Genomic DNA, 26335 nt, shown 5'->3' with positions numbered 1-26335 from the left:
ATCTTTGCGCGTTAAAATAGTGATTTAGCGTTGGTTGTCCAATTGAGGACAATAATTTGTATTATGGCGAGAAAGAAACTGAAAGATATTAAGGGATTGACCATTGAGAAGGTAGCAGCAGAAGGCAACTGCCTGGGTCATGATGAGGAAGGTCGAATTGTGTTTGTATCCCATGCAGCACCCGGAGATGTGATGGATGTGCGCGTGGTAAAAAAACGCAAGAAATTTATACAGGCTGCTCCCGAGGTAATTCATACTTTCTCGGATTTGCGACAGGAACCGTTGTGTGAGCATTACGGCCTTTGTGGTGGCTGTAAGTGGCAGCACCTGAAATATGAGCATCAGGTAGAATTTAAAACGCAGGTGGTTCGTGAAACCATGGAGCACCTAGGAAAAATTGAAATCCCGGAGATTCCATTGGCGCTTGGCTCAGAAAAGACCGAATTCTACCGCAATAAAATGGAATTCTCTTTTACGAATTTCCGTTGGTTGACAAAAAAAGAAATCGCTTCAGAGGAGAATCAGGATCGTCGTGGCCTTGGTTTCCATATTCCGGGTGGATTTGATAAAATTATCCATGTGAACAAGTGCTGGTTGCAGCCGGATCCATCCAACGCCATCAGAACGGCGATTGATACTTTCGCCAAGGAAAATGAAATCCCTTACTACAATGTAAAATTTCAGGAAGGCCATTTACGAAATGTGACCATTCGTACGGCCAATACTACCGGCCAGATCATGGTGATTTTACAAGTGTTTACTGATGAGGAGAAGTGGACCTTACCTTTGGTGGATCATTTAAAAGCAGAATTCCCGGAAATCACCTCTCTGTACTATGTGGTGAACAAAAAAGGAAATGAAACCATTTTTGATCAAGAATTGATTTTGCACCATGGCACCCCTTATATTGAGGAGACCATGGAAGATCTGACCTACCGTGTGGGACCTAAATCTTTCTACCAAACCAATTCAGAACAGGCTTATCAGCTTTATTCCGTTACGCGTGATTTCGCCGGACTAACCGGAGAGGAAGTGGTTTATGACTTGTATACCGGTACCGGAACCATTGCCAATTTTGTAGCGAAGAAAGCGAAACAGGTCGTGGGAATTGAATATGTGGAAGCTGCGATTGAAGATGCCAAAATCAACTCCGAAATCAATAAGGTGGAAAATACCTTATTCTACGCCGGAGATATGAAAAACGTATTGACGGATGAATTTGCCGCTAAGCACCCTGCACCGGATGTAGTGATTACTGACCCTCCGAGGGCAGGAATGGATACGGAAGTAGTGGAAATGTTGTTGAAATTGGCGCCTAAACGCATTGTTTATGTGAGCTGTAATCCTGCAACACAGGCCAGAGATCTGAACTTGTTGGATGTCAAATATAAGGTAACCAAAATTCAGCCGGTGGATATGTTCCCGCACACCCACCATATTGAAAATGTTGTCGCACTGGAATTGAAATAAAAGAATACGACCTATGCATAATGATCCGGAATTAGACGGTAAATACCTGGGCACCATCACCCAGGATTTTGCCAAAATCGCAGATAATTTGAAGGAAGCTTCCTATGCGGTTCGCCGTAAAGGGTTTTCTGACTTTCCTATTTTCCCTATTTCCAAAATGGGAATGCCTGTCGGGCAGGTTTTCCTAAAAATGGGAGAGCTTGATTTACAATGGAATTACAACATTACCTTCCTGGAAGAATTTGTTCAGAGAGGCCTGATTGAAAAAGGAGAGAAAGAAGAGGGCTTTAAAAAGTCTTATAAAAATCCGGATGAGTTTTGTTGCTTGTTCGTGATGGATGGGGCTTTCACGAATTTTGTCTTTATTCCTTATCCGGAAGATGATAAGGCAGTGCTGTAAAACCGGTTGAAAGCCATAAAAAAAGGTTCGGGGAATAGTCTCCGAACCTTTTTTATTTTCTTTAACACCAAAAACAATTAAGCATTTTGGTTTTTAGGGCGACGGTTGTAATTGCCTTTACGGCCTCCACCACCTTTATTTCCGCTGTAGTTTCTTTTCTTATTGAAACGTCCGCCATTTCCTCTGCGCTCCGTGGAATAGCTTGGCTGCCCGCCGAAAGATTCCGGTAATGGCACCTTCATCACTTCTTTTTCGATCAACTCCTCAATTCTGCGGAACTTGCCACAATCCTTCGGGTTTATCAAAGTAACCGCAAAACCTTTACGCTCTGCTCTTGCTGTACGGCCCACACGGTGTACATAGTCTTCCGGGTCATTTGGCACATCATAATTGATCACCATCGATACGTCATCAATATCGATTCCGCGGGAAACAATATCGGTAGCCACCAAAACCTGGAACTGCTTGTTTTTAAAGCTCTGCATGATCTGCTCACGCTCTTTCTGCTCCAAATCCGACTGGAATGGCTCTGCTTTCAAGCCCCATCGTTTCATTTCATGGCCCAGCTCCTTTACCTTGGATTTAGTAGAACAAAAAACGAATACCGTGGGCAATTTCTCCTCATTCCCAACCAGAATACCTTTCAAAATGCTGGCCTTTTGCTCATCATAAGCCATAAAAGCTCCCTGAAGCACTCCCTCAGCAGTAGTAGATACTTTAAAGGTAATCTCTTCCGGATCTTTCAGGATATTTTTGGCTAAGCTGCGAATCTTTGGTGGCATGGTAGCAGAAAACATCAAGGTCTGACGGCTCTCCGGAAGTTTTCCCACAATTTGGTTGATATCTTCCTGGAAGCCCATATCCAACATTCTGTCAGCCTCATCCAGTACTAAAAACTGTAAATCATCCGTTTTGAGGTAGCCCTGATTAAAATGCTGAATCAGACGACCAGGCGTGGCTACTATAATATCAGCTCCATTTTTAATAGCTGAGCGCTGCTTTTCCCAGTTCCCGGCATCATTTCCTCCATAAATGGCCACCGTACTCAAAGGGGCAAAATAACTCATGCCTTCCAATTGCTGATCAATCTGAATGGCCAGCTCACGAGTTGGGGCAATAATAATACAACTAACCGAATTACTTTTCGGAGCATCTCCCTCCAACAATTTGTGCATTACCGGCAAAAGATAAGCTGCCGTTTTTCCGGTTCCTGTCTGTGCACAGGCGATTAAATCCTTTCCTTCTATCGCAAGAGGAATAGCAGCCTCCTGAATGGGCGTCGCATCTTCAAACCCCATTGCCAGAATGGCATCCTCTATGTTGGGGTTAAGATCAAAGTCTGTAAATTTCAAATCCTATGGGTTAATAAGTTTTTATTGGTCCAAAGGGATTTAAAATGATACCCGACCCTTCGGACGACCAATTTTTTTTCACTATGTGGTCTCTATCAAATGTAAATCTAAAAAAAAGCAGGCATTTAATGCAGTTTTACTGATTTTTTAGGAAGAAAGGCCCACTGATCCACAAAGACACTAGATATTTTACGATAAAATATAACTAAATAAAGTTGTTTATGTGATATTTTTTAAATGATTAAATTAAAAGGCATAAAAACCATATTTAAAAATTGATTCATCTTGACAATGAAGGCTTTAGGTGGGTTCAATAGAAATTCTTGGAATTGATCAAAAAACACCAAAGCAGGTAATGATTAAGGTTTTAATGACTAACAGCCGTTAATCGGCAGGGTTTGAACAGTGATATCTCTTGAAATAGGCATGATAGAAATTCATGTAATGTTTAAGCGAATTTCACCAAATCACTATAACCATAATTTTCACATGAAAGAAACCTACTTTAATCAGATTTTCAGGAAAAAGTCATTTTTGGCTGTTCTGGTCTGTATGATGATGGTGGCCAGCCCGGGTTTATGGTCATCTATGGCAAAGGCGGATCCCGTCGATATTTTTGAATGTCTACCGAATATAGAGGTAAATAACGATGCCGGACAATGCGGAGCAATTGTCCATTGGGAATATCCGGCCGAGCCTGATGGAGTTTATTGGTCTTCCACGCATGAGCCTGGCTCTTATTTCGAAGTAGGGACTACCAAAGTCACCATTACGGCGAAAGAAAACGGAAATGAAGCTTCCTGCTCCTTTTATGTTACGGTAAAAGACAATGAGAAGCCCAAGCTAAAAGTGCCGGATGATTTCACCGTCTATGCAGGTTCCGGCCTCGACAACGGAGAAGTATGTTACGCAAAAGTAATGTATGAATATCAGACCTCGGACAACTGTGAAATCGCCTGGACCAAAGTGGTAAAAGGAAATGAATCCGGAACTATTTTCCCCCTTGGTGATACTGAGGTAGAGATATTGGTTTGCGACGTCAATGGAAACCGTAGAAGCAAAAGTTTTATTGTAACGGTAAAAGACGGCAGCAAACCCGTACCCGCCAAGGAATACTTACCTGTCATTGAGGGTTATTGCAAAGTAGAAGTAACGGATATCCCAAAAGCCTTCGATAACTGTGATGATTTAATCCTGGGACAAACTCAGGATCCTTTGTATTACGATCAAAAAGGGGAGTATGAAATTTCCTGGTATTATGCAGATGCTGCAGGAAATATTTGTGAGCAAAAACAAACGGTCATCGTAAAAGCCAGCCCCCTTGAAATCAGCATTAAGAAAAATCAGCCTTCCTGCTATGAAGGAACCAATGGATCCATAAAGGTAATTGTTGAAGGTGGCTGTGAACCCTACGCCTACAAATGGTATTACGAAGACCAGGAAATGGTTGGGGAAGAAGGAAATTATCAGGGAGACCTCCTTGCCGGAACCTACAAAATTAAAGTTTGGGATGCTGCAGGGCAGATGATTATGAAAACTGTTGAGCTCAAGCAAAAAGATGAACTGGTTGTCAAAGTAATAGAAGTAACCAATCTGGAATGCCGCAATGATGACAATGGAATTGCGGAGGTCTATGTTGAAGGAGGAAAAGCACCTTATAATTATGCCTGGTATGAAATTGATGGCAGCCAGATTGAAGGGGAAACCGAAAGTAGAATTGAAACCCTCTCCAAAGGGGAATATTATGTATTGGTAACGGATGCCCGGGGTTGTAATAAGGTGTGTTATTTCACCATGATCAATCCTCCACGATTGAAAGTTGAGTTAGCAACTACTGATGCGCTATGCTATGGAGATGCTAATGGAATGGCCGCTGTAAAGGTTACCGGCGGAACGGGTATGTATATGGTGGAATGGTTTGACCGCAATGACAGACCTATTCAGTCTATTGGAGATAAATTCTCCATCATGGGATTGGCGGCCGGAGACTACAAAGTAGTAGTAACAGACGCGAAGGATTGTAAAAGAACCAAAAGATTCACCATTGGAGAACCGGACTTATTGGAACTAGTACAGGGGCAGGCGTACGGCGCTTCTTCTTATTCAAAAGCAGATGGTGGTTTTGAAGTAAGTGCGCAGGGTGGCACTCCTCCTTACCTGTTTAAAATAGAAGGAGGAGAATACCAGGACCACGGTAAATTCATGGGACTGAAACCAGGGACATATAAAGTCTATGTGAAAGATGCCAATGGTTGTGAGGCGTACATTGAATGTGAAGTTCCGGTAACCGGACCAAAATGTCTTAATGCCTGCGGAGGAGAATACCGCTCGGATGCCGGCATTCCTTTTTATGCAGATGATCATTATGTAGAAGGTGGACGTTGTTATTCCCGCGAAACCAGGATTTACAATACTCAGGATCCTTACTTATACCAATCTGAAAGATACGGGCATTTTACCTACCAAATTCCGGTGGATAACGGAGCCTATGAGGTTGAGCTTCATTTTGCTGAAATCTATTGGGATCGGGAAGGCAAGCGTAAGTTTGCAGTAGACATCGAAAGAGAAAATGTTTTAGACTGCTTCGATATTTATAAAGAAGCCAATGAGGAGAATCACGGACAGGGGGGTAAGAATGTGGCCATCGTACGAAAATTCACCACGGAAATTTCAGATGGCTATGTGAATATCCGCTTCTATGGTGGTAGCTGTAACAGAGATTATCCAAAAATCTCGGCCATTTGTATCAAACCAAAAGAAACGTTACCGTATAATGCTGCGCCGAAAATCGTCCAGATGGAAGATAAAAAAATATATGTGGATGATTACGTGAGTTATTATGTCTCCGCTCATGATGAAGAAGATCATAACCTGCATTATTATGCCACTAACCTGCCTTACGGATTGGAAATTGACGAATACACCGGACAGATCCATGGTACCGTTGCTTCAGAAGCCGGGTATTATGAGGTTGAGGTAAGCGTTAAAGATGATGGATATCCATCACGGGAAGCTAAGATGAAATTCCAAATAGAGGTATGTATCACTCCGGAACAATGGGGCAAACTTTGCATCAATGCCAATGGACGTGCACATACAGATGAATATGGCAACGAATTCAAAGCAGATGATGGTTCTTATTTCATAGGGGCTAACCGTTATAATGTAAGCCATGAGATCTATGGTACTGATGACGACGCCCTCTATCAAACAGAACGTTGGGGTGAGTTCTATATGGAATTGAGAGATCTTCCAAATGGAAAATATAAGGTGACTATCTACTGTGCCGAAATTTACTTCCGAGAAGCGGGACAACGAAAGTTCAATGTATATGCCAATGGCGAACAAAAGTGGTATGATTACGACCCATTCTATGAGTCCTATGACAAAAATGGCTATGGCAAGGACTATGCAAATTACGACTACTTCTATTGCATCGTAGAGAATGGAAGGCTGAAGTTAGAATTCAAAAGAGGAAGAGCCAATTATCCGAAAGTTTCTGCTATCTGTATTGAGGGTGTAAAATACGAATACACAGATGATAATCGCACCATTGCAGATGAAAACCTCCTGAATGGGTTTGATCAGGAAGAGGAAGCCGGCGTTTATCCGAATCCTGTAGTGGATCAGTTTACCGTGCAGTTAGAAAATGCCACCTCTACTTTACCTGCAGTGAAAATTGTCGATGGTGCCGGAGCTGTAAAAGTTTTAGCTACTCAACAATTAAAACTGAAAGGAAAAGAACTAAAAGTGAATCTGGGGGGCGATCGCTTCAACTCCGGTGTTTATCTCATGGAAGTTTCAGGTCAGGAAGGCTGGAAACAAGTGGAGAAAGTGATGTTTAAATAATAGAAATCAACAATCGAAAGGGGGCTGTCTCAGGGTTTGGGACAGCCTCTTTTTTATTTCCAGCGATCTGAGTCTGAAAACTGTCCATCACCAACATTCCCGTTTCAAAACCCCAAATACAAAAAATCCCGGAATCACTTCCGGGCTTCTGCGGTCTGGACGGGACTCGAACCCGCGACCTCCTGCGTGACAGGCAGGCATTCTAACCAGCTGAACTACCAAACCAGGCTTTTTAAGGGGCTTAGCCCTGGGGTGAAAGACCGGTCTCGAACCGGCGACCTCCGGAACCACAATCCGGCGCTCTAACCAACTGAGCTACAATCACCATTTATGCTTTTCGGAATTATCTTAAATCCTTCCAGTACAGTCAAGGCATGCCCTTTCTCTACGTATTATTGAAATGATTCTTACTTCAATAATTCCACTCTTATGCGGTCTGGACGGGACTCGAACCCGCGACCTCCTGCGTGACAGGCAGGCATTCTAACCAGCTGAACTACCAAACCAAGCTTTTTAAGGGGCTTAACCCTGTGGGTGAAAGACCGGTCTCGAACCGGCGACCTCCGGAACCACAATCCGGCGCTCTAACCAACTGAGCTACAATCACCATTTATTTCCTTCGGAATTATCGAAAATCCTTCCAGTACAGAAAGGGCATGCGCTTTCTCTACCTGTTATTGAAATGATCCTTACTTCAATAATTCCACTCTTCTGCGGTCTGGACGGGACTCGAACCCGCGACCTCCTGCGTGACAGGCAGGCATTCTAACCAGCTGAACTACCAAACCAAGCTTTTTAAGGGGCTTAACCCTGTGGGTGAAAGACCGGTCTCGAACCGGCGACCTCCGGAACCACAATCCGGCGCTCTAACCAACTGAGCTACAATCACCATTTATTTCCTTCGGAATTATCGAAAATCCTTCCAGTACAGAAAGGGCATGCGCTTTCTCTACCTGTTATTGAAATGATCCTTATTTCAATAATTCCACTCTTCTGCGGTCTGGACGGGACTCGAACCCGCGACCTCCTGCGTGACAGGCAGGCATTCTAACCAGCTGAACTACCAAACCAAGCTTTTTAAGGGGCTTAGCCCTGGGGTGAAAGACCGGTCTCGAACCGGCGACCTCCGGAACCACAATCCGGCGCTCTAACCAACTGAGCTACAATCACCATATGCTTTTGCGGAATTATCTAAAATCCTTCCAGTACAGTCAAGGCATGCCTTGACTCTACATTTTAATATTGAAATGATCTTTATTTCAATAATTCCTCTCTTCTGCGGTCTGGACGGGACTCGAACCCGCGACCTCCTGCGTGACAGGCAGGCATTCTAACCAGCTGAACTACCAAACCAAAAAAGCAAAAGCTTTGTTATGTGATGAATTTTGCGGTCTGGACGGGACTCGAACCCGCGACCTCCTGCGTGACAGGCAGGCATTCTAACCAGCTGAACTACCAAACCTTTGCATTAGATTTATCAAGAAGCTCCAAAGAGCTAGCGGTCTGGACGGGACTCGAACCCGCGACCTCCTGCGTGACAGGCAGGCATTCTAACCAGCTGAACTACCAAACCTAAATAAATCTTTTGCTAAAACATCAAACACAAACTGCTATTGCTAGCGGTCTGGACGGGACTCGAACCCGCGACCTCCTGCGTGACAGGCAGGCATTCTAACCAGCTGAACTACCAAACCAATAATTTATGCAAACAGTGTGATGATCTTTTTATAGTACAAAACTCAATCACCAAAAATTTCAAATATTTCAGGAGAGCTATTCTCTTCCTAACCCCTCAGTCAACTGTTGTTGTCTTTTGGGATTGCAAAGGTAGAATCGTTTTTTTAAAACGCAAAACTCTCCTGAAAAAAAAGTCGATTATCTATCAAAAGTTAAACGTTGCCCCTTAACTGATTCGTTGAAATTTCCATCTTTATAGGCATGATGCCCCGAAACGATTGTATGCTTCACAGAGGACTTAAAAGTCTGACCCTCAAAAGGAGACCAACCACATTTAGAATGTACATTATCCCTGCTCACCGTCCAGGCATCTTGTAAATCTACCAAAACGATATCAGCAAAATAATTTTCACGGATATAACCTCGTTTTTCTATCTCAAAAAGAATGGCTGGATTATGACACATTTTTTCTACGATTTTTTCCAATGTGATTTTGCCGGCATGGTACATTTCAAGCATAGTCACCAAAGAATGCTGCACCAAAGGCCCACCTGATGGTGCTTTGAAATAGCTGTTATCTTTTTCTTCCAAAGTATGAGGAGCATGATCGGTCGCGATCACATCGATTCGGCCATCCAATACGGCTTTAAAAATTTCATCGCGATCATTGGCGGTTTTCACAGCAGGATTCCACTTAATCAGGGTGCCTTTTTTCGCATAGTCTTCCTCCGAGAACCACAAATGGTGCACACAAGCTTCTGCAGTAATGCGTTTTTCTGTTAGGGGCGTTTGATTCTCAAACAACTCCAACTCCTTCGCCGTAGAAATATGCAAAATATGAAGTCGGGTGTTATGTTTCTTCGCCAGCTTCACCGCCATGCTGGAAGACTTGTAACAAGCCTCTGCTGAACGAATCTCCGGATGGCAGGCAATCGGCACTTCTTCTCCGTATTTTTCCTTATAAGCCTCCGTATTCGCTCTGATGGTCGCCTCATCCTCACAGTGGGTCGCGATCAACATGGGCACCTTCGAAAACAGTCCTTCCAGCGTTGCCTCATCATCTACCAGCATATTTCCGGTGGAGGAGCCCATAAAAGCTTTGATTCCACAAACATTTTTAGGGTTGGTTTTCAACACTTCCTCCAGATTGTCATTGGTCGCCCCCATAAAGAAAGAATAATTCGCCAAGGAAACTTCTTCCGCCCGCTTATATTTATCCGCTAACAGCTCCTGGGTTACTGCCTGAGGTACCGTATTAGGCATTTCCATAAAAGAAGTAATCCCTCCGGCCACGGCCGCTTTGGCCTCGGTATAAATTTCCGCCTTATGCGTCAGGCCCGGCTCACGGAAATGTACCTGATCATCAATTACGCCCGGCAACAGGTGAAGACCGGTCGCATCTATGGTTTCATCTGCCACTTCAGTCAACTTTTCTCCGATTTTTGCAATCTTTCCGTCTTTGATTAAAACATCGGCCTGAAAGATCTTATCTTCATTGACTATATTTGCATTCTGAATGAGAATAGAGGGAAGCTTCATTGGTATTGTATTTATTTGATGAATATCCTTTCCCCGCTCTCTGACAGGTGAATCGCAGAGGCGAGGAACACATTTCCACAAAGATACAAGGCTAAAAACAGATGGCAACAGAAATAAAGAGTTTCGAGGACTTCAAACTTAACCGTCAATTATTAAATGCGATATCAGAAGCCGGCTATGCTGAGCCCACTGAAATCCAGCAAGCCGCCATTCCCCTGACCACCTCCGGGCATGATTTATTGGGTATTGCGCAGACGGGAACAGGAAAAACTGCTGCCTTTGTGCTTCCTTTGTTAATGAAAATAAAATACCCGCAGGGAAATGATCCCCGCGCCGTTATTTTAGCACCTACCCGCGAGTTGGTCATGCAGATTGATGCCAACATCAGCGAATTGGCCAAATACACCGAAATCCGGCATGTGCCGCTTTATGGAGGGCAGGGACCCAAGCGACAAAAGGAAGCGGTAGAAGCCGGCGTGGACATCATCGTGGCCACCCCCGGAAGGTTTTTAGACATCTATAAGACGGGCGCTTTCAACACCAAGCAGATCAAGACCATGATTCTGGATGAGGCTGATAAAATGATGGACATGGGCTTTATGCCACAAATCCGGAACATACTGGAGATCATCCCTACCAAGCGACAAAACTTATTATTCTCAGCCACTTTCCCTCCACGGGTGGAAGAATTGTCCCATGAATTCCTTGAATTCCCGGAAAAAGTGGAAATCGCCCCGCAGGCCACCACTGTGGATACGGTGCAACAGCAGGCCTTTAAAGTACCGAACTTCCGTACCAAAATTGAAATGGTGGGACATTTTCTGAAAGAGGAGGAAGTATTTAAAAGAGTCATCATTTTTGCGAATACCCGGACGACGGCGGATAATATTTTCAAATTTATTGAAAGAAAAGTCAAAGGAACGGTAAAAGTTATCCACGCCAACAAAGGACAAAATACCCGTATCAATGCCATGGAGGAATTCAAGTCCGGCAATGTGCGTGTATTGGTGACCACCGATGTATCCGCCCGCGGGATTGATGTCTCGGAAGTCAGCCATGTGATCAATTTTGATGTACCTCCCATTTATGAGGATTATGTGCACCGTATTGGGCGTACAGGACGGGCAAAAGCTGTGGGAAATTCCATCACGTTTATAAATCCGGCAGAGGAGTATCATTTCAAAAAAATCGAGGAACTGATTCAAATGGAAGTTCCCCTGGCTGAAATACCGGAAAGCGTCAAGATTTTTGACACCCCAAAAGAAGAACAACAGGGCTATCTCCGCCATATTGATGACCTGAAGAAAAAAGAAGACCCTAACTTTAAAGGAGCTTTCCATGAAAAGAAGCGGGTGATTCAGGCCAGAGAAGATAAGGAAAGAAGGAGAAATACCGGCAACGCCTTTAGTAATTCCTCCAGAGGCAGGAGTAAAGGGGGCGGCAAAAACCGGAACCGCTCGGGAAGCAGCCGAAATGCCAAAAATCGCGGAGGAGGAAGAGGAAAAAGGTAATCAGCATTTCCCAAGAAAGACCCTTTGAAAAGCAAAAAGCCCTCAATATGTTGAGGGCTTTCTGTTTCCTAAAAGTTCAGAGCCTATTGAATCCGAATTATGCACCGACAGACTCACCAATACACTGTTACAAGTGTTTTTCCTTTGATGTTTGACAAGCCAAATTGGGCAAACTTAGTTTCTCTCTTTCGTCCACTTACCTGGAACAACCGAAACAGGGAAGCCTTTTTTCATTTTTCCCGCCTTGCAGCTAAAAGAGGATTATAGCATGAATAATCCGGCTTAAGCACCCATATTCGGCTAAAAAAAAAAGCTTATGGTTATCGCCTTTTTACCTGGCAATAAACTCTAATTCATGAGTGCCATAGTATCGGGGATCATCCGCATTTTCAACCCGGAATCTCACCAAAATTTTGCTTTGATTATTGGGTATTTGAGGATTTCCGCTTTCATCCACGAAAATAATTTGAGGGTAAATCACATTGGCATTCTCCCCACTTAATTTAATTGTGTAATAGGTTCCGTTAACGTACTCCCAATCTGTTCCTAAATCAAGCCCTTCGGGTACATTATTCGCATAAATTTTCCCTGAAGCCGTTCGTGGACTACTACATAAAATGGAAAGCTCAAGGTCGCTGAACAAATTATTCAGATCGGACTGTGCATTTAAAGTCCAATCTCCATGAATCGCCCGGGCAAAATCAGCCTCCGGACTATCTTTTGAATCACCGGAAGTCTGAGGGGAAACAAGGGCATCGTCATCCGAGCAAGAGAAGGTGAACAACAAAACACAGATTCCGAGTAAATACAGTAAGTTTTTCATAATAGTGGTGTTTTAAGGTTTGGTATTTACCACCACTATTGCCAAGGGAGTGCCAGAAATCAAAAGGCTTCTCAGGCATCAACAACACATATTTTAAAAAATATATATTCAGGTAGTGTTCAATATTAATACACTTATTGTAAAGGATCCGTACAGCTGTAACAAAAGATCCTGTTTTCAAAAACGAGCATTATTAAACTACAAATCAATGAATTACAACACATTCACAATAAAACATTGGGAAAATTAAAATCCATTTAGCTTTTCAAGCCCAATATCCTCCCATCGTCTACCTCAAATCCTGGAGGTTTTTAAAATCCACCTTCAGCATTTGCTACTTCAACTTATCATAAGCCTGCTTCAGCGCTCTAAATGCATTCGACTTTTCGGGCGCGAACTCTAAACTCAGGTATATACTGCTTTCGTTTAGGCTTTCGCTAGCTGAAATGACATAAAAGAGGGCATAAAAAAACCCACCGCAATGGGTGGGTTTTATATTTTAAGAATTGATTAGTCGTCTATCTTATTAATCAACCAAAGTAGAAGTAATCGTTCCTTCGTTGGTATCAAAAGTGATTTCATAAACACCGTCGTTACCTGAGAATGAAATATTATCATCTCCTGAGAAGTTTGGATCTGTCGTATTAGAGAAGTTCGAACCATTCAATTGATCATTCCAGTCTCCAAGAGTGTAAACCAATTTGAATTGCTCACCTTTCGTCATTTTCTGAGTAATTTTATAAACTCCATCTTCAATTTCCATCACATTTCTGCGCTCAGCCTCAGGTTTATTCCAATCATTCGCACTACCAACCATGTACACACGGCTACCTACGAACATTTTATACTCATTCTCTGCAACAAACTCAACTGTCAACAACTGATCACCGCTTTCGCCAGTGTACTTGAAGTTATCATCACCAGAGATAGAATTGAAAGCGGCGTAAACCGTAGTATTTCCACCATTAACCTGCGCGTCCCAAGAGCCATCCACTAACACAAACTTAAATTCTTCACCATTTTTCATTTTAATGGTGTTTTCAAACAATTTATCTTCATGTCCTTCTTGCTCGTAAAGCTTCATATAAGCAAAATCATCAGCATCTGGATTATTCCATCCATTCTCAGACCCAACTTTGAAGATATGAGGAGGCTCAGGGTTGTAAGTAGTAATAACTGTAGTGACTTCCTCAGAAAACAATACGCGCTGACCCGCTAAATCTGATTGAATCTTGATGGTCACGTTTGCAGTAGCTTCAGGTGCCACTCCTGCTGCCAATACTCCATTATTTATTTGTTTAATAGATATAGCCGCAGAAGTTTCTGCTGTTTCCAAAACCGTAGCCATCTGATCTTCAACTACAACTTGTACTTTATATCCAGGAACCACTTCTAAGCCATATTGAGCAGCGTCCCAAGATAACTCCTGCCAGGTGTTATCTTCAATAACTTCTCCCGACTCGTCCACTTTTGTTAGCACATATTCAGACTGGTCAAAAGTGTGATCAAAACCTGGCTGAACCGCTACTTCAGGATCCAAGCGAGGAAAACTATTATCTTCACTACATGCCGAGAACATCATTGTGCTCCCTAACAATAGCATCATTAATTTATATCCGTATTTCATGATAATATCCTTAAAAAATTCAGGTATGGGGCTTCTACACCCCATAGCTACAGATTAATAATTAGGGTTACGGTTTAGGTTCGGGTTAGCCGTTTGGTCTGCAGTAGGAATTGGATACAATTCATATTTAGCATCTACAGCCGAACCATTCACGGTATTTCCTTTAAAAGGCCACACATAACTTCCACCTGAGAATTTACCGAAACGAATCAAGTCCATTCTTCGCTGACCTTCCCAGTATAATTCACGTGCGCGCTCATCCAACAACCAGTCCAAGGTTACATTTCCTGCACTAACATCAGACAATCCAGCTCTGTTTTGAATTTGATTGATCATATCCAGGTGCGCTCCAGAAACCGCATTCCCCTGACGAAGATCTAATTCTGCCAACATCAAATAAACATCTGACAAACGGAATACAGGAACATTATTATCGACACGCTCATTGGTTCCTTCGTTTCCGGCCCAGGAACCATCGCTCATCAGGTTTCTGAATTTACCCACACCATAACCCTGATTAGAGTTCGCCAATTCCGTGATAGTACCATCTCCGCGATTTTTGGTAAACAATAATTGATTTTCAGCAATTCTTAAATCATTTGCACGATCGAACTTATCTACCAATGTTTTGGTAATGCGGTTACCTGACCATCCACCACTCACACCAAACTCTGCAGCATTCATGGTTTCTTCTCCACCTAATACAGATCCACAAACCAAGAAGGTCATGCCTCCCCAAGTCTGAACAAACTGATGGTGATAGTTAATAGAGAAAATAATCTCATTCGTTTTTTCCCAGTTGTCTGCCATGAATAATACTTGATAAGCACTAAAATCCTGGCCGTCATTTACCGTAATAAGGTCACCATCACCACCTATCAGGTTATTACCATTTACTCCACCTTGTGTATTTAAAGAGTGGTTGGCTGCTACCGTCTCCAATAATTGACTTGCCTCTGCGTAAAAAGCCGTATTAGAAGAACCTAAAATCACTTCATGATTCAATAACATCTTCGCCAACAAAGTACGCGCTACATCCTTAGTTACTTGCCCTACCGCTCCCTGCTCTACAAGAGCATCTCCGGCAATAACATCTTCCAACTCTCCTTTGATGTACATGAACAACTCATCTCCTCCAAGCTCTCCCCAGGAAGGAGGAAGGAATGCACCAACACCATCTTCCTCAGTTACCTTCGGGATGATGTTACCGAAGTTCTCCAGACCGTGATAGTAAGCAAATGCTCTTAGGAAACGAGCCTCCGCCACATAACCAGGAGCTGCCTGCCAATCAGGCTGCATGATATTATTCGCCTGACGAATAAACTCATTTGCCAAAGTCACCTGGAACATAATTCTGTAATAGAAACCGGTTACCATACCATTGGAGGCAGTCCAATTTACTCTGTTAAGCGCTGGAATTCCAGGATCCCCCCAACCGTTCAAAACCTCATCGGTTGGAAGCTGCTGCAACATCCAGTAACCGCGCCAGTAACTTGACGCCCCTTCATCGATACCATCAATATCGCCATCACCATCTGGTCCTTTTTGTCCAGTCACGGCAAGTCCGGCGTACATTTTTGCCAATCCTTGGGCTAAATCTGCCTCGGTCTTATAAATACGATTAGCAGTATCCAAGTTTGGGTCAATTGGCTCTACATTCAAGTCATTAACACAAGAAGAGAAGCCTACCGCCATCAATAAAACGATGGCAGTAAAAATATTTTTTATTCTATTGATTTTCATAATCTTAATCTCCTATTGATTAAAAAGTAAGATTAACGCCTAGCAAATAAGTGCGTGGACGTGGGTAGAAGTTATTATCCATACCACCAAATACCTCAGGATCGATTCCTTCGTATGGAGTAATTACAAATGCATTGTTTACGGTTGCATAAACACGAGCATTCATTTTGGATCCCATCACATTAAAGAAGTTGTAACCTACCATGATATTATCCATTCTCAAGAAATCTGCCTTTTGAATGAAATAATCTGACTGATAAAAACGATCCTCATCCAAATTACCATTAAAGCCAGTATTATAAATATCTCTGTGAAGATTATTTACAAAAGTATTACCGGTATTCACATTGGTAAATTTACCGTTTTGAGAAGCTACGTTGTTGTAGTTGTAAACTCCTAGGTTGGCACGCAATGCAAAAGAGAAATCCCAATTTTTATAAGTCATGTTAGAGGAGAAACCTAGCATCCAATCTGGTGTAGCATTTTTATCAGAGATATACTTATCATCCTCATTGATCTGGCCATCACCATTTCTATCCACGAATACATCTTCTAGTGGGCGTCCATTCTCATCGTATACTTGCTGATACACATAGTAAGAGTAAGCAGTATGACCAGTAGCATGGATCTGAGCAGTCTGACCTGTAGGACCTTCGATTCCACCAGTCAATACACCTTTATAATTAGGATCATCAACAGCGGTCAATTTCGTAATTTCATTGAAGTTTCTAGTCGCATTGAATGACATGTTCCAGTTGAAATCTGAAGTTTGGATCGCTCTGTAATTGATCGAGAATTCCACCCCTTTATTCACCATTGAACCAACATTGGTGATCACCTGGTTACGGAAGTTAGTACCTGCTGCTACCGGAATTTGGTTCAACAAATCAGTTGTTTCTCTGTAGTAAACATCCACACTACCTGTCAGCTTTTCATCCATGAATCCATAATCAAAAGCAACGTTAGTGGTAGTGGTCGTTTCCCACTTCAAATTCGCATCATAAGCATTTGGACGAAGCGTATTTACAGGAATGACTGTTCCAACTCCATCTTGTGAGTAGTACACATATTGAGCGGAAGATAAACCACGTGAGTAAGTACCAAAAGCTGGGTAATCGGATCCAACATCCTGCTGTCCCGTCACACCCCAACCAGCTCTAAATTTCAAAGAAGAAACTGCTGAAGAATTTTTCAACCAACCGTCTTTTTTGAAGTTATAGGACGCTGCAAAGGAAGGAAAAAGTCCCCACTGGTTTTCTCCAACGAAACGAGAGGATCCATCCTGACGCAAAGTAGCAGTTAAGTTCAAACGCTCTTTGAAGTTGAAATTAGCACGACCAAAGAATGACACTAAATAATTCTCTGAACGAGACAATACATCAGTATCTCCACGGTGAGTACCATCGGCAAATTCATTTGCGTCAAGCTTTTCCCACCAGAAGTGTTGCCAGGAATAACCTCCCATTACCTCAATACGAGAATCAATAGCAGAGATATCCTTGTTGTATTGTAAATAAAAATCTAACAGCTCATTCTTCTTAGTTTGGTTGAACCAAGAGTGATATCCTCCTTTATTGAACGATTCCACATCAAAAACCCCAAGTGGATCAATGTATACATTTCCATCACTTTTAGAATGATCATATCCCAAATTCAAGTTGGCCTTCAAATCAGGTAGGAAATGAAATTTATAATCTAAAGTCATGTTACCGATAAAACGATTAACACTGGACTTATCAGACTTTTGTTCCAAAAGTGCTACTGGGTTGGCTGGTGCCAAAATGTTAGGTGCGCCATCCGCATCTTCCCAACCGAAGTACCCGCCATATTTCTGATCCTCAATATGAATTGGTTTTGTAGGATCAAAAGCTACCGCTGCTCCAATAGCACCTGCATCAGCAAATTGGTTGGCGATATTGGAATACTTTGCATTTACGCTCACTTTTAAATGATCATCAAAGAACTTAGGAGTCAAATTAACGCCTACAGTGGTTCTATCCATGCTTGACGACTTTAACACCCCTTCATTATGGTTATATCCTACAGATACTCGATATGGTAATACCTCTGCTAAAGTTCCTCCAACGGCCACATTGTGCTCTGTAGAAACTGCAGTTTGAAAAATTTGATCTTGCCAATTTGTATTATACATCTGGCGTTCACCATTTTCGCCTGCAATCCCCATGAATTCATTATAGCGATTCTCTTCACCGTAACGCTCATTTACTACTGACTGATACTCACTAGCATTTAACACATCCACGGTGTTCATTGGCGTAGAAACCTGAACATTACCAGTATAAGAAACTGTAAAATCCTTAGTTCCTTTTTTAGTGGTAATCAAAATCACACCATTTGAGGCACGTGAACCATAAATCGCTGTTGCAGAAGCATCCTTCAGTACAGTAAATGTCTCAATATCATTCGGGTTAATAGTAGATAGTGGGTTAGGCATACCAGAAACCTCTCCATTATCAATCGGCACACCGTCGATCACAATCAATGGATCCGAAGATGCAGAAAGGGATGATCCTCCACGAATTCGAATAGTTGCACCAGCGCCTGGAGCACCACCTCCAGTAGTAATCTGAACACCGGCAACTTTACCATTTAACAATTCCTGAGGGGAGGTAATTGCACCTTGGTTAAAGTCAGAAGCATTAATGGACTGAATAGAACCCGTCAAATCTTCTTTCTTAGCGGAACCGTAACCGATTACCACAACTTCTTCCAAACTGGTTACATCAGTAGCCAGTTGAACGTCTACTTTAGTTTGTGAACCTACGGTTACTTCCTGAGGGGTGAAACCCACGAAAGACACCACTAGCACATCACTATCAGCTGCTTCCAACTGGAAAGCACCATTAAAGTCAGTGATTGTACCAGAAGCAGTACCTTTGATTAGCACGTTAGCCCCAGGGATGGGCTCATTGTCCTCTGCCGATGTTACCGTCCCGGTAATCATCTTTTGTGCAAATGCTGCCACCGAAAACAAGGTGAAAAGCACAGCCAGCGAGAACGTTCTACGCAATTGGTAGTATTTTGTCATAGCTGTTGGTTGAAAATAGTTTTATTGGACTTTATTAAAAAAATGTAAAAAGTAAGTTTTGAGCATTTTTTTGCGAAATAATCTGATTTCAGGTCTTTTTTTAAAAAGTTTTAAAAACAGGAGTCCTTTGTCAGTAATTATTTATACAATCTTAAAAAAGATTTAAGTCAGAATCTCCGCACGATATAGAGTATTTAGCAAAAAAAGGCCGCAATCGTTTTCGGGCAGATCGATTAAAACAATAGCAATTTTCAACACCAAGAAACCCCTGAAATGTAAATAGCAGCAATAATATTGGTTAATTATTAACAATTCTTTAGTCAAAAAATCAGAATCATCTACTTCCCCCTGAAAAAATGAGATATTTTTAGCCTTGCTGCGGATTTTTCAAAAAACTGAAAATTAATTTAACCTTAAACAACAAAGTGAGGACCATTCCAAATTTTTAAAAAAAACCTCCATCAATTAAAATTCCAATAATAAGCCTTCTCATCTATTATCAACTTTAATGTTGAGTGATTTTAAGGCTCCATGAGGGCATTTCTATCAGGTACTGTAAGAGATTAAAGCCTAATATTGGAAGTCAAAGAAGCAGTCAGTCAAAAAAAAGAAGTCCGGCTGCGGTTTTCTGATTTTAAGGGATTCATAATTAATTCCGACATCCGGCTCGGGTCCAATAGAACCAAAATTTGGACTTTCGTAATATCTTCAAAAAATAGGAAGTAAAATTTCAGCTCCATCATTTGCGTAAACAGCTGCTTGTTTAAGAAAGCAGTATATACTCTGCGCCCCCTAAACTTGTTTTTTTTAATATCAGATAAAGTAGAATTAAAACTGAGTAATTCGTTCTTTGCTTTCGTTAGTCTCAAAAAAGCACCTGTCATCGATTTATTGCTATCTATATTACTGAAATATCAAAAACCCCAATTCGGAGAACTAACTTTCTCCTCATTCCTCTACCGCCTTGGCAAAAAACTCGAAACAGGAAGTTATTCCTTCATTTTTCCCGGCAAGTGGTAAAAAGAGGATTTAACCATTAATAACTCGGGTTATATAGGAATAGCTCAGAAACAAAAAAAACCGCCACTAGGGCGGTTTTAAAAGAAATGCGATAAGGTATCAGATGCTTATTGCGCTATTACCTCCAGTATTCCGGCAGCTATATCCATTTTCATGGAATAGGTTCCGGTGCTTCCATTGAACTCAATGTTACCATCTCCTGATAATTCAGGAGATTTCACTGGGAAAGTAGCGCCACTTAGTTCTCCGTTCCAGCTACCTGCCTCAGGAACAAACTTAAACTCTTCTCCAGAGACAAAATCAAGGGTCCCCTCGAAAACGCCGTCGTAACGCTTATAAAGCTTGAATTGATCGTAGTTCGGGTTGGAAGTATCATTCCAGCCATTTTCAGAACCTACTTTATAATATATATCCTCGGACTCAATTTCTTCGAAGAAAATAGTTTGCGCGTTATCATCAACCACCAATTTTCTTACTTCAGATGAACCATTATATACAAGGTTTCCATCTCCATCTTCTGAGAAATCTGCATCTGCACCGCCTGAGAAATAGGCATAACCCAACCAGTCCTTTCCAGGTAAAAACATCTTGAAGTTTTCTCCAGCTTCAAATTCATGAATACCAGTGTACACTCCTTTTTCTAATTCATAGAAACGGAAAGAATCCTGATCACCGGGATCCCAACCATTACGGCTTCCAACTTTCCATCCAAACATTGGCATATCCAGATAAGGCAAAATACTTACCGCGTCAGAAGCCTCAGAAGATAAAGTTTCGTACGCAATACCATCTTCCTCGCCGCCTTCCACCATCGCATTAATGGTAAAGGAAACCTGTCCCGCTTCATCAGCCCCAATTCCTAAGGCCAGTACGGCGCGGTTCACTTCCTCCACGGTAACGGTTAGCTCGGAAGCCTGACCGGAAACCGATTTCACATCAGCAGTTGCCTCTTCGCCATTTACCTGCGCATGTGCTACTACCGTATATTTATAGGAAACATTCAATCCATAGTTGGCCAACTCCCAGGAGAATGTTGCCCATTCACTTTTTGCATTTTCCTTCAGCAACTCTTCCTCTACTCCTGCAAGGTCAGAAGTTTGAACCGGGGAAACATATGCATAAGGCGTTACATTAAATGGCTTTGCATTGGAAGACAATTCATAACCATCTACTACATCATTTTTGTCATTATACACTTTTGAGGTAACGAAAATATTCAATTCGCCCGTAGTCCCCGGCGCAATCCCTAATGCTATTGCAGCATTATTGACGGTTCCGCTTAATACCTCAGTGCTTGCCTCCGGACGGCTTACTTCCGCGATTGTGATGGGAGACTGATCTTCCACCGCCAAATTCACATAGTATTTTACCGCAAGTGACAATCCATAGTCTGCATCAGACCAGGCCACATTGTCCCAATGCTCATTGGCATTAGCAATTTCAAAACTGTTCTCAGCTTGAATATCTGTAATGATTTCTGGCGAAACAGGGTCAGAAGCCACTACATGATCATCTTCTTTACATGATGTCGACAAAATAGACAATGCCGACAACATATAGATCATATATTTTTTCATGATGATAAAATCAAAGATTAGTAGGCCTGCCAGTTGACAGGCCAGGAAAATTAATATCCTTGGTTTTGGGTCAGGTTCGGGTTAGCACCCAAATCTGCTGCCGGGATTGGATACAAAGCAAAATGGTTAGCAACATCAGTTCCTTCTTTGCTTCCTCCTTTAAATGGCCAGCTCATGCCCTGGGTAAATTTCCCAAAACGAATCAGGTCTGTACGACGGTGACCTTCCCAGTAGAGCTCACGGTTACGCTCCTCCAGAAGAAAGTCGTAATTCCATGAACCATTGTGGGCTTTGGCGTTGGAACGCGCACGTACCTGATTGACCAATCCTTGTGAAGTAGCCGTTACTGCTCCTGAAATTCTCAGGTCAAACTCCGCCAACATCAGGTAGGCATCTGCTAAACGGAAAACCGGAATATTGGTCGCACAAAATACGCCGTCATTATTCTCTCCATCTTCTCCGTTTTGCTTCACATTCTTCCATTTTTTTACACCATAGCCCTGGGTGAACTGCTCATAAGCATCAATTTCCAGCGACTGGCCTTCCTCTTCCGTAGCAAAAATGGCACGATCTCCGGCATTATCTGCATCAAAGTTTTCCACCATGGTTTTCGTGGTACGGTTACCTGCCCAACCGGAACCGATTCCCATTTCAGCGGCATCCATTTCTCCACCGGTTGCAGCAGCAATCATATAAGTTGTACCTCCCCAATGCGTCATATTCAATCCATCAGACATGATCATGAAGATGGCTTCCTGATGCGTTCTTTCATTATCCGCCATAAACAATCGCTGGTAAGCAGAGGAAGCATAACCATTATCGGAACCGCCCTGCGTATATAGGGAATAACCTCCTTCAGCAATCATTTTATTCAAGTAGTTGCGTCCGGCCTGATAATAGCCATCTACTTCTCCACCTAAATAAACGGCATGGTTCAAATATAATTTTGCCAAAACCATATAAGCGGCCCCTTTGTCAGCACGACCCAACCAGGCTGTTTTCGCTGCCGGAAGCACCTCTTCCTGGCTTTCTCCATCCCCAACGATTTCCTTCAATTCCTTTTCAATAAACATGAAAAGCTCTTCACCTCTTTCCTGTGTACCTGCCGGATTTGGGAAAAATTTCCCAATCGGATCTTCTTCCGTTACGAAAGGCACCTTATTTCCAAAGAAATCTAATGCATGCCAGTAAGAATATGCTCTTAAGAAACGTGCTTCCGCTTTCCATGCAGGTAGATCCTCATAGCTTGCCGGCGCATTTTTAGCCTGACGCAGGAACTCATTGGTGGCAGAGATTTGGTAATAGATGCGGTTATACAATCCCAAAACGAATGGGTTGTTGGCCGACCAGGTCATGAATGACATCTGAGGAGCTCCTTCATCGGTCCAGGTATTCACCACTTCATCAGTAGGAAATTCCTGAGCGTTCCAGAACACCCGCCAGTATTGGGTGGCTCCTTCATCGCCTCCACCCAGGTCACCGCCAGCGTTACCACCCTGACCGGTGTTCGCCAGACCTGCGTATAGCTTCACCAGGTACTGAAAGAACTCTTCTTCGGTGTCAATTGTAGTTTTGTCATTCGGATCGATAGGATCCAAATCCAATTTACCAAGACAGGAAGTCAACAGGGTAGCCGCCATTAAAAACACGGCTACCATTGCTTTATTGATATATGATAATTTCATTTTGCTTCAGATTAGAATGTCAAATTCACTCCTAACATATAGGTTCTTGGACGAGGATACAGGTTGTTGTCCATACCACCGAATACCTCAGGATCCAAACCACTGTATGGGCTGAAAACGGCCAGGTTGTTTACGGTACCGTAAACGCGGGCGTTCATATCAGAACCGAATACATTGAAGAAGTTGTAACCGACCATTACGTTGTCAATACGGAAGAATGAACCATTCTCCAGGTAGTGATCCGACAACAATTGTGGGTTCTGGAAATTGGTTTCGTAAACCGATGCATGCACGTTGTTGGTGATCTGACCGGAAGTGTGCATGGCGTTATAGTTCCCTTTGTCCGAAGAAACGTTGTTGTAGATTTTATTCCCCAGGTAAGCACGGCCGGCCATAGAGAAATCCCAGTTCTTATAGGTTAGTTTCGTTGTGAAACCAAGCATCCATTTCGGAGCAGGGTTACCGGAGTAAACCAAATCGTTTTCATCAATCACGCCATCACCATTCTGATCCACATACATTCCTTCCACAGGTGTGCCATTGGCATCATATACCTGCTCATAAAGGAAGAATGAAGATGCTGGATAACCTACGCGGTGACGCTGCGCATATAAATCCTGCCCACCAGCAATACCTCCGGTTCTAACCCCTTCATAGTTCGGGTCATCCGTCATGGTCAAGGAAGTGATTTCGTTGACATTATAAGTCGCATTGATACCGAAATCCCAGTGCAAATCAGAAGTCTGGATCAATTTGGTGTTAATATCAAATTCGAAACCTTTGTTCATCATTGCCCCAACGTTAGTGGTCAGCATATTGGTCAGGTTAGAACCTGCCGGTACCGGCACATAGTTCAACAAATCATCTGTTGTTCTGTAGTAAACCTCCAGGGAACCGGTTACGCGGTCATTGAATAAACCGTAGTCCATACCCACGTTCCAGGTCGTAGTTTCTTCCCATTTCAAATTCTCATCGTATCCGGAAGGACGCATGGTATCAAAAATCTCCCACTGACCGGTGGTCGGATTGTAGAAAGAATACTGATGACCAGGGCGAGAAGTAGAATATACCGGCATATAACCGAAGTTAGATCCGATATCCTGCTGACCGGTGATCCCGTAACCTGCACGGATCTTCATGCTAGAGATCGCCTCAACACTGGAAAGGAAACCTTCTTTGTCAATGTTCCAACCCAAAGCCAAGGAAGGGAAGATACCCCAACGGTTCTCTTGGTTAAATCTTGAAGAACCATCGGCACGAACGGTCGCAGTTACTAAATATTTACCTTTAGCCGAGAAGTTGGCTCTGGCAAAGAAAGACTGCAGGTTGTTGTGGTTACGGAAAGTTTGAACGGAATCCTGTTGCCAGTTACCGTTTCCGAACATATTCTCTGCATAATCCTCTGTTCTGAAATACTGATAGGAATAACCTCCCATCACATCGAACTTACCATCAATTGCTGGCAGGTCATCTGCGTATTGTAAGTAGAAATCCAACAACTCATTTCTTTTGGTTTGCTCGTAATTACGGATAGTTCCGTCATTACGCGCCGCACCCTGATCGAAACCAGCCTGACCGGAAACCAATACATTTCCGTTGGATTTGGAGTAATCGTAACCCATGTTCAGGTTCGCCTTCAGTTTAGGAAGGAAATGGAATTTATAATCCAACTGTAAGTTACCCACCGAGCGGAATACATCTGCCTGATCAGCACGCTGATCAATCAAGGCCATTGGGTTGCCCGGCGCAATAGAATACTGAGGCGTTCCATTGGCATCTAACCAGGTGTAATAACCACCAAAATTGGCATACTTATCATCTCCTGAGCGGATAGGTTGCGTAGGATCAAAAGAAGTGGCTGCCCCAATGGCTCCTTCGTTGGAGAAGTTATTGGAAACGCCCATCACTTTTACCGAAGCATTTGTACTCAGGTGATCATCAAAGAATTTAGGGTTCAAATTCAATGCAAGCGTGGTACGCTCCATGTCTGAATCCTCTAAAACCCCCTGGCTTTTATTGTATCCTACTGATACGCGGTAAGGCAAAAAGTCTTTTACAGAACCCGCTAAAGAAACATTGTGATCGGTAGACACTGCCGTACGGAATACCGCATCCTGCCAGTCTGTATTCGCATCTCCCAAAAGGTGTGCATTTTCCGGGAATACCTGCTGTGTTAATTCACGGTACTGATTGGCGTTCAATACATCAGCCGTCTCCACCACCTGACCTACCGATACCGTTCCTGTATAATCCACTGACATCTTACCCTGAGCTCCTTTTTTGGTGGTAATGATGATTACCCCGTTAGAGGCACGAGAACCGTAAATAGCAGTAGCGGAAGCATCCTTCAATACGGTGAAAGTCTCAATATCATTTGGGTTAATGGTATTCAATGGGTTACGCATACCGGCTACACCACCGTTATCCATTGGAACTCCATCAATAATGATCAAAGGATCATTGGAGGCATTCAGGGATGCTCCTCCACGAATACGGATGGTTGCACCAGAACCGGGAGCACCACCAGCGGTGGTAATTTGTACCCCTGGTACTTTACCGTTCAATAATTCCTGAGGAGAAGAAATGGCTCCCTGGTTAAAATCAGAGGCGGTAATGGCCGTCACAGATCCGGTAAGGTCTTCCTTCTTTGCCGAACCGTAACCGATTACCACAACTTCTTCCAGGTTTTTTACATCTGTGGCTAAAACCACATCCAATTTCTCTTGGTTCCCTACCAAGATCTCTTGTGGCAAATATCCGACGAAAGATACCTGTACAACATCATCATTTTCGGCTTCCATCTGGAAGGTTCCATCAAAACTGGTAATGGTTCCGCGGGTTGTACCCTTGATCAACACACTGGCACCGGGAATAGGCTCACTATCATCTCCTGAGATTACCGTTCCGGTAATAACTCTTTGTGCAAAACCTGTTAATGTTAATAAAGTGAACAGGATTGCCATTGAAAGCGACCTACGGATTAAGTAGTAATTAGTCATTGCTTACATTGGTT

General features: G+C 42.8%; 13 protein-coding genes and 12 tRNA genes. 4 read left to right on the top strand and 21 right to left on the bottom strand.

From position 1 onward, the window contains the following. Positions 1 to 63 precede the first annotated feature (63 nt). A complete protein-coding gene (gene rlmD, locus AAA970_RS02755) occupies positions 64 to 1470 on the top strand; it encodes a 23S rRNA (uracil(1939)-C(5))-methyltransferase RlmD (protein ID WP_338235891.1) in 1407 nt (468 codons plus the stop codon). 13 nt (positions 1471 to 1483) lie between these two features. After that, positions 1484 to 1870, top strand: a complete 387-nt coding sequence (locus AAA970_RS02750) for a hypothetical protein (RefSeq protein WP_053405906.1) — start codon at positions 1484 to 1486, stop codon at positions 1868 to 1870. Positions 1871 to 1947: 77 nt separating this feature from the next. On the opposite strand, the gene AAA970_RS02745 is transcribed toward AAA970_RS02750, so the two are convergent. Next, complete coding sequence (locus tag AAA970_RS02745; RefSeq protein WP_338235890.1) at positions 1948 to 3222, bottom strand: DEAD/DEAH box helicase; 1275 nt, start codon at positions 3220 to 3222, stop codon at positions 1948 to 1950. A 489-nt stretch (positions 3223 to 3711) separates the two neighbouring features. Here AAA970_RS02745 and AAA970_RS02740 point away from each other — a divergent pair, with 489 nt between their 5' ends. After that, positions 3712 to 7071: a malectin domain-containing carbohydrate-binding protein gene (locus AAA970_RS02740; RefSeq protein WP_338235889.1), complete on the top strand. Its 3360-nt coding sequence runs from the start codon at positions 3712 to 3714 to the stop codon at positions 7069 to 7071. Between the two features lie 151 nt (positions 7072 to 7222). Here the strand turns inward: AAA970_RS02740 and AAA970_RS02735 are convergent. From AAA970_RS02735 to AAA970_RS02675, 13 genes are all read right to left on the bottom strand, one after another. Continuing rightward, a tRNA-Asp gene (locus AAA970_RS02735) sits at positions 7223 to 7296 on the bottom strand. A 23-nt stretch (positions 7297 to 7319) separates the two neighbouring features. Further along, positions 7320 to 7396, bottom strand: a tRNA-His gene (locus tag AAA970_RS02730). Between the two features lie 107 nt (positions 7397 to 7503). Further along, a tRNA-Asp gene (locus tag AAA970_RS02725) sits at positions 7504 to 7577 on the bottom strand. A gap of 26 nt (positions 7578 to 7603) precedes the next feature. Continuing rightward, positions 7604 to 7679, bottom strand: a tRNA-His gene (locus AAA970_RS02720). Between the two features lie 106 nt (positions 7680 to 7785). After that, positions 7786 to 7859 (bottom strand) — tRNA-Asp (locus tag AAA970_RS02715). Positions 7860 to 7885: 26 nt separating this feature from the next. Further along, positions 7886 to 7961, bottom strand: a tRNA-His gene (locus tag AAA970_RS02710). 106 nt (positions 7962 to 8067) lie between these two features. Next, a tRNA-Asp gene (locus AAA970_RS02705) sits at positions 8068 to 8141 on the bottom strand. A 23-nt stretch (positions 8142 to 8164) separates the two neighbouring features. Beyond that, positions 8165 to 8241, bottom strand: a tRNA-His gene (locus tag AAA970_RS02700). Between the two features lie 109 nt (positions 8242 to 8350). After that, positions 8351 to 8424: transfer RNA gene (locus tag AAA970_RS02695), tRNA-Asp, on the bottom strand. 35 nt (positions 8425 to 8459) lie between these two features. Next, positions 8460 to 8533 (bottom strand) — tRNA-Asp (locus AAA970_RS02690). 37 nt (positions 8534 to 8570) lie between these two features. Further along, a tRNA-Asp gene (locus AAA970_RS02685) sits at positions 8571 to 8644 on the bottom strand. A 47-nt stretch (positions 8645 to 8691) separates the two neighbouring features. Next, positions 8692 to 8765 (bottom strand) — tRNA-Asp (locus AAA970_RS02680). 181 nt (positions 8766 to 8946) lie between these two features. Then, entirely contained in the window at positions 8947 to 10287 is a 1341-nt protein-coding gene (locus tag AAA970_RS02675) for a dihydroorotase (protein WP_338235888.1), read from the bottom strand. 101 nt (positions 10288 to 10388) lie between these two features. On the opposite strand from AAA970_RS02675, the gene AAA970_RS02670 reads away from it, so the two are divergent. Further along, on the top strand, positions 10389 to 11798 hold the full coding sequence (locus AAA970_RS02670) for a DEAD/DEAH box helicase (protein WP_053405910.1): 1410 nt from the start codon (positions 10389 to 10391) through the stop codon (positions 11796 to 11798). Between the two features lie 331 nt (positions 11799 to 12129). Here AAA970_RS02670 and AAA970_RS02665 read toward each other — a convergent pair whose 3' ends face one another. The 7 genes from AAA970_RS02665 to AAA970_RS02635 form a co-directional block, all read right to left on the bottom strand. Continuing rightward, positions 12130 to 12621: a hypothetical protein gene (locus tag AAA970_RS02665; protein WP_338235887.1), complete on the bottom strand. Its 492-nt coding sequence runs from the start codon at positions 12619 to 12621 to the stop codon at positions 12130 to 12132. 526 nt (positions 12622 to 13147) lie between these two features. Beyond that, a complete protein-coding gene (locus tag AAA970_RS02660; RefSeq protein WP_338235886.1) occupies positions 13148 to 14248 on the bottom strand; it encodes a SusE domain-containing protein in 1101 nt (366 codons plus the stop codon). A 54-nt stretch (positions 14249 to 14302) separates the two neighbouring features. Further along, on the bottom strand, positions 14303 to 15991 hold the full coding sequence (locus AAA970_RS02655; protein ID WP_338235885.1) for a RagB/SusD family nutrient uptake outer membrane protein: 1689 nt from the start codon (positions 15989 to 15991) through the stop codon (positions 14303 to 14305). Positions 15992 to 16010: 19 nt separating this feature from the next. After that, positions 16011 to 19040, bottom strand: a complete 3030-nt coding sequence (locus AAA970_RS02650; protein WP_338235884.1) for a SusC/RagA family TonB-linked outer membrane protein — start codon at positions 19038 to 19040, stop codon at positions 16011 to 16013. 1127 nt (positions 19041 to 20167) lie between these two features. Continuing rightward, on the bottom strand, positions 20168 to 21637 hold the full coding sequence (locus AAA970_RS02645) for a SusE domain-containing protein (RefSeq protein ID WP_338235883.1): 1470 nt from the start codon (positions 21635 to 21637) through the stop codon (positions 20168 to 20170). Between the two features lie 50 nt (positions 21638 to 21687). Further along, positions 21688 to 23322 carry a RagB/SusD family nutrient uptake outer membrane protein gene (locus AAA970_RS02640; protein ID WP_338235882.1) on the bottom strand — a complete coding sequence of 545 codons (1635 nt, stop codon included), beginning with the start codon at positions 23320 to 23322 and terminating at the stop codon, positions 21688 to 21690. A gap of 11 nt (positions 23323 to 23333) precedes the next feature. Further along, positions 23334 to 26321, bottom strand: a complete 2988-nt coding sequence (locus AAA970_RS02635) for a SusC/RagA family TonB-linked outer membrane protein (RefSeq protein ID WP_338235881.1) — start codon at positions 26319 to 26321, stop codon at positions 23334 to 23336. Positions 26322 to 26335 lie beyond the last annotated feature (14 nt).

The sequence above is a fragment of the Persicobacter diffluens genome (assembly GCF_036244895.1).
GTDB classification, from domain to species: domain Bacteria; phylum Bacteroidota; class Bacteroidia; order Cytophagales; family Cyclobacteriaceae; genus Persicobacter; species Persicobacter diffluens.
This window is presented reverse-complemented; position numbering and strand designations above follow the sequence as displayed.

What these genes read in the sequence shown, in the direction of transcription:
- rlmD (WP_338235891.1), top strand. Translation starts at nt 64, where the DNA reads ATGGCGAGAAAGAAACTGAAAGATATTAAGGGATTGACCATTGAGAAG.
- AAA970_RS02750 (WP_053405906.1), top strand. Translation starts at nt 1,484, where the DNA reads ATGCATAATGATCCGGAATTAGACGGTAAATACCTGGGCACCATCACC.
- AAA970_RS02740 (WP_338235889.1), top strand. Translation starts at nt 3,712, where the DNA reads ATGAAAGAAACCTACTTTAATCAGATTTTCAGGAAAAAGTCATTTTTG.
- AAA970_RS02675 (WP_338235888.1), bottom strand. Translation starts at nt 10,287, where the DNA reads ATGAAGCTTCCCTCTATTCTCATTCAGAATGCAAATATAGTCAATGAA.
- AAA970_RS02670 (WP_053405910.1), top strand. Translation starts at nt 10,389, where the DNA reads ATGGCAACAGAAATAAAGAGTTTCGAGGACTTCAAACTTAACCGTCAA.
- AAA970_RS02665 (WP_338235887.1), bottom strand. Translation starts at nt 12,621, where the DNA reads ATGAAAAACTTACTGTATTTACTCGGAATCTGTGTTTTGTTGTTCACC.
- AAA970_RS02660 (WP_338235886.1), bottom strand. Translation starts at nt 14,248, where the DNA reads ATGAAATACGGATATAAATTAATGATGCTATTGTTAGGGAGCACAATG.
- AAA970_RS02655 (WP_338235885.1), bottom strand. Translation starts at nt 15,991, where the DNA reads ATGAAAATCAATAGAATAAAAAATATTTTTACTGCCATCGTTTTATTG.
- AAA970_RS02650 (WP_338235884.1), bottom strand. Translation starts at nt 19,040, where the DNA reads ATGACAAAATACTACCAATTGCGTAGAACGTTCTCGCTGGCTGTGCTT.
- AAA970_RS02645 (WP_338235883.1), bottom strand. Translation starts at nt 21,637, where the DNA reads ATGAAAAAATATATGATCTATATGTTGTCGGCATTGTCTATTTTGTCG.
- AAA970_RS02640 (WP_338235882.1), bottom strand. Translation starts at nt 23,322, where the DNA reads ATGAAATTATCATATATCAATAAAGCAATGGTAGCCGTGTTTTTAATG.
- AAA970_RS02635 (WP_338235881.1), bottom strand. Translation starts at nt 26,321, where the DNA reads ATGACTAATTACTACTTAATCCGTAGGTCGCTTTCAATGGCAATCCTG.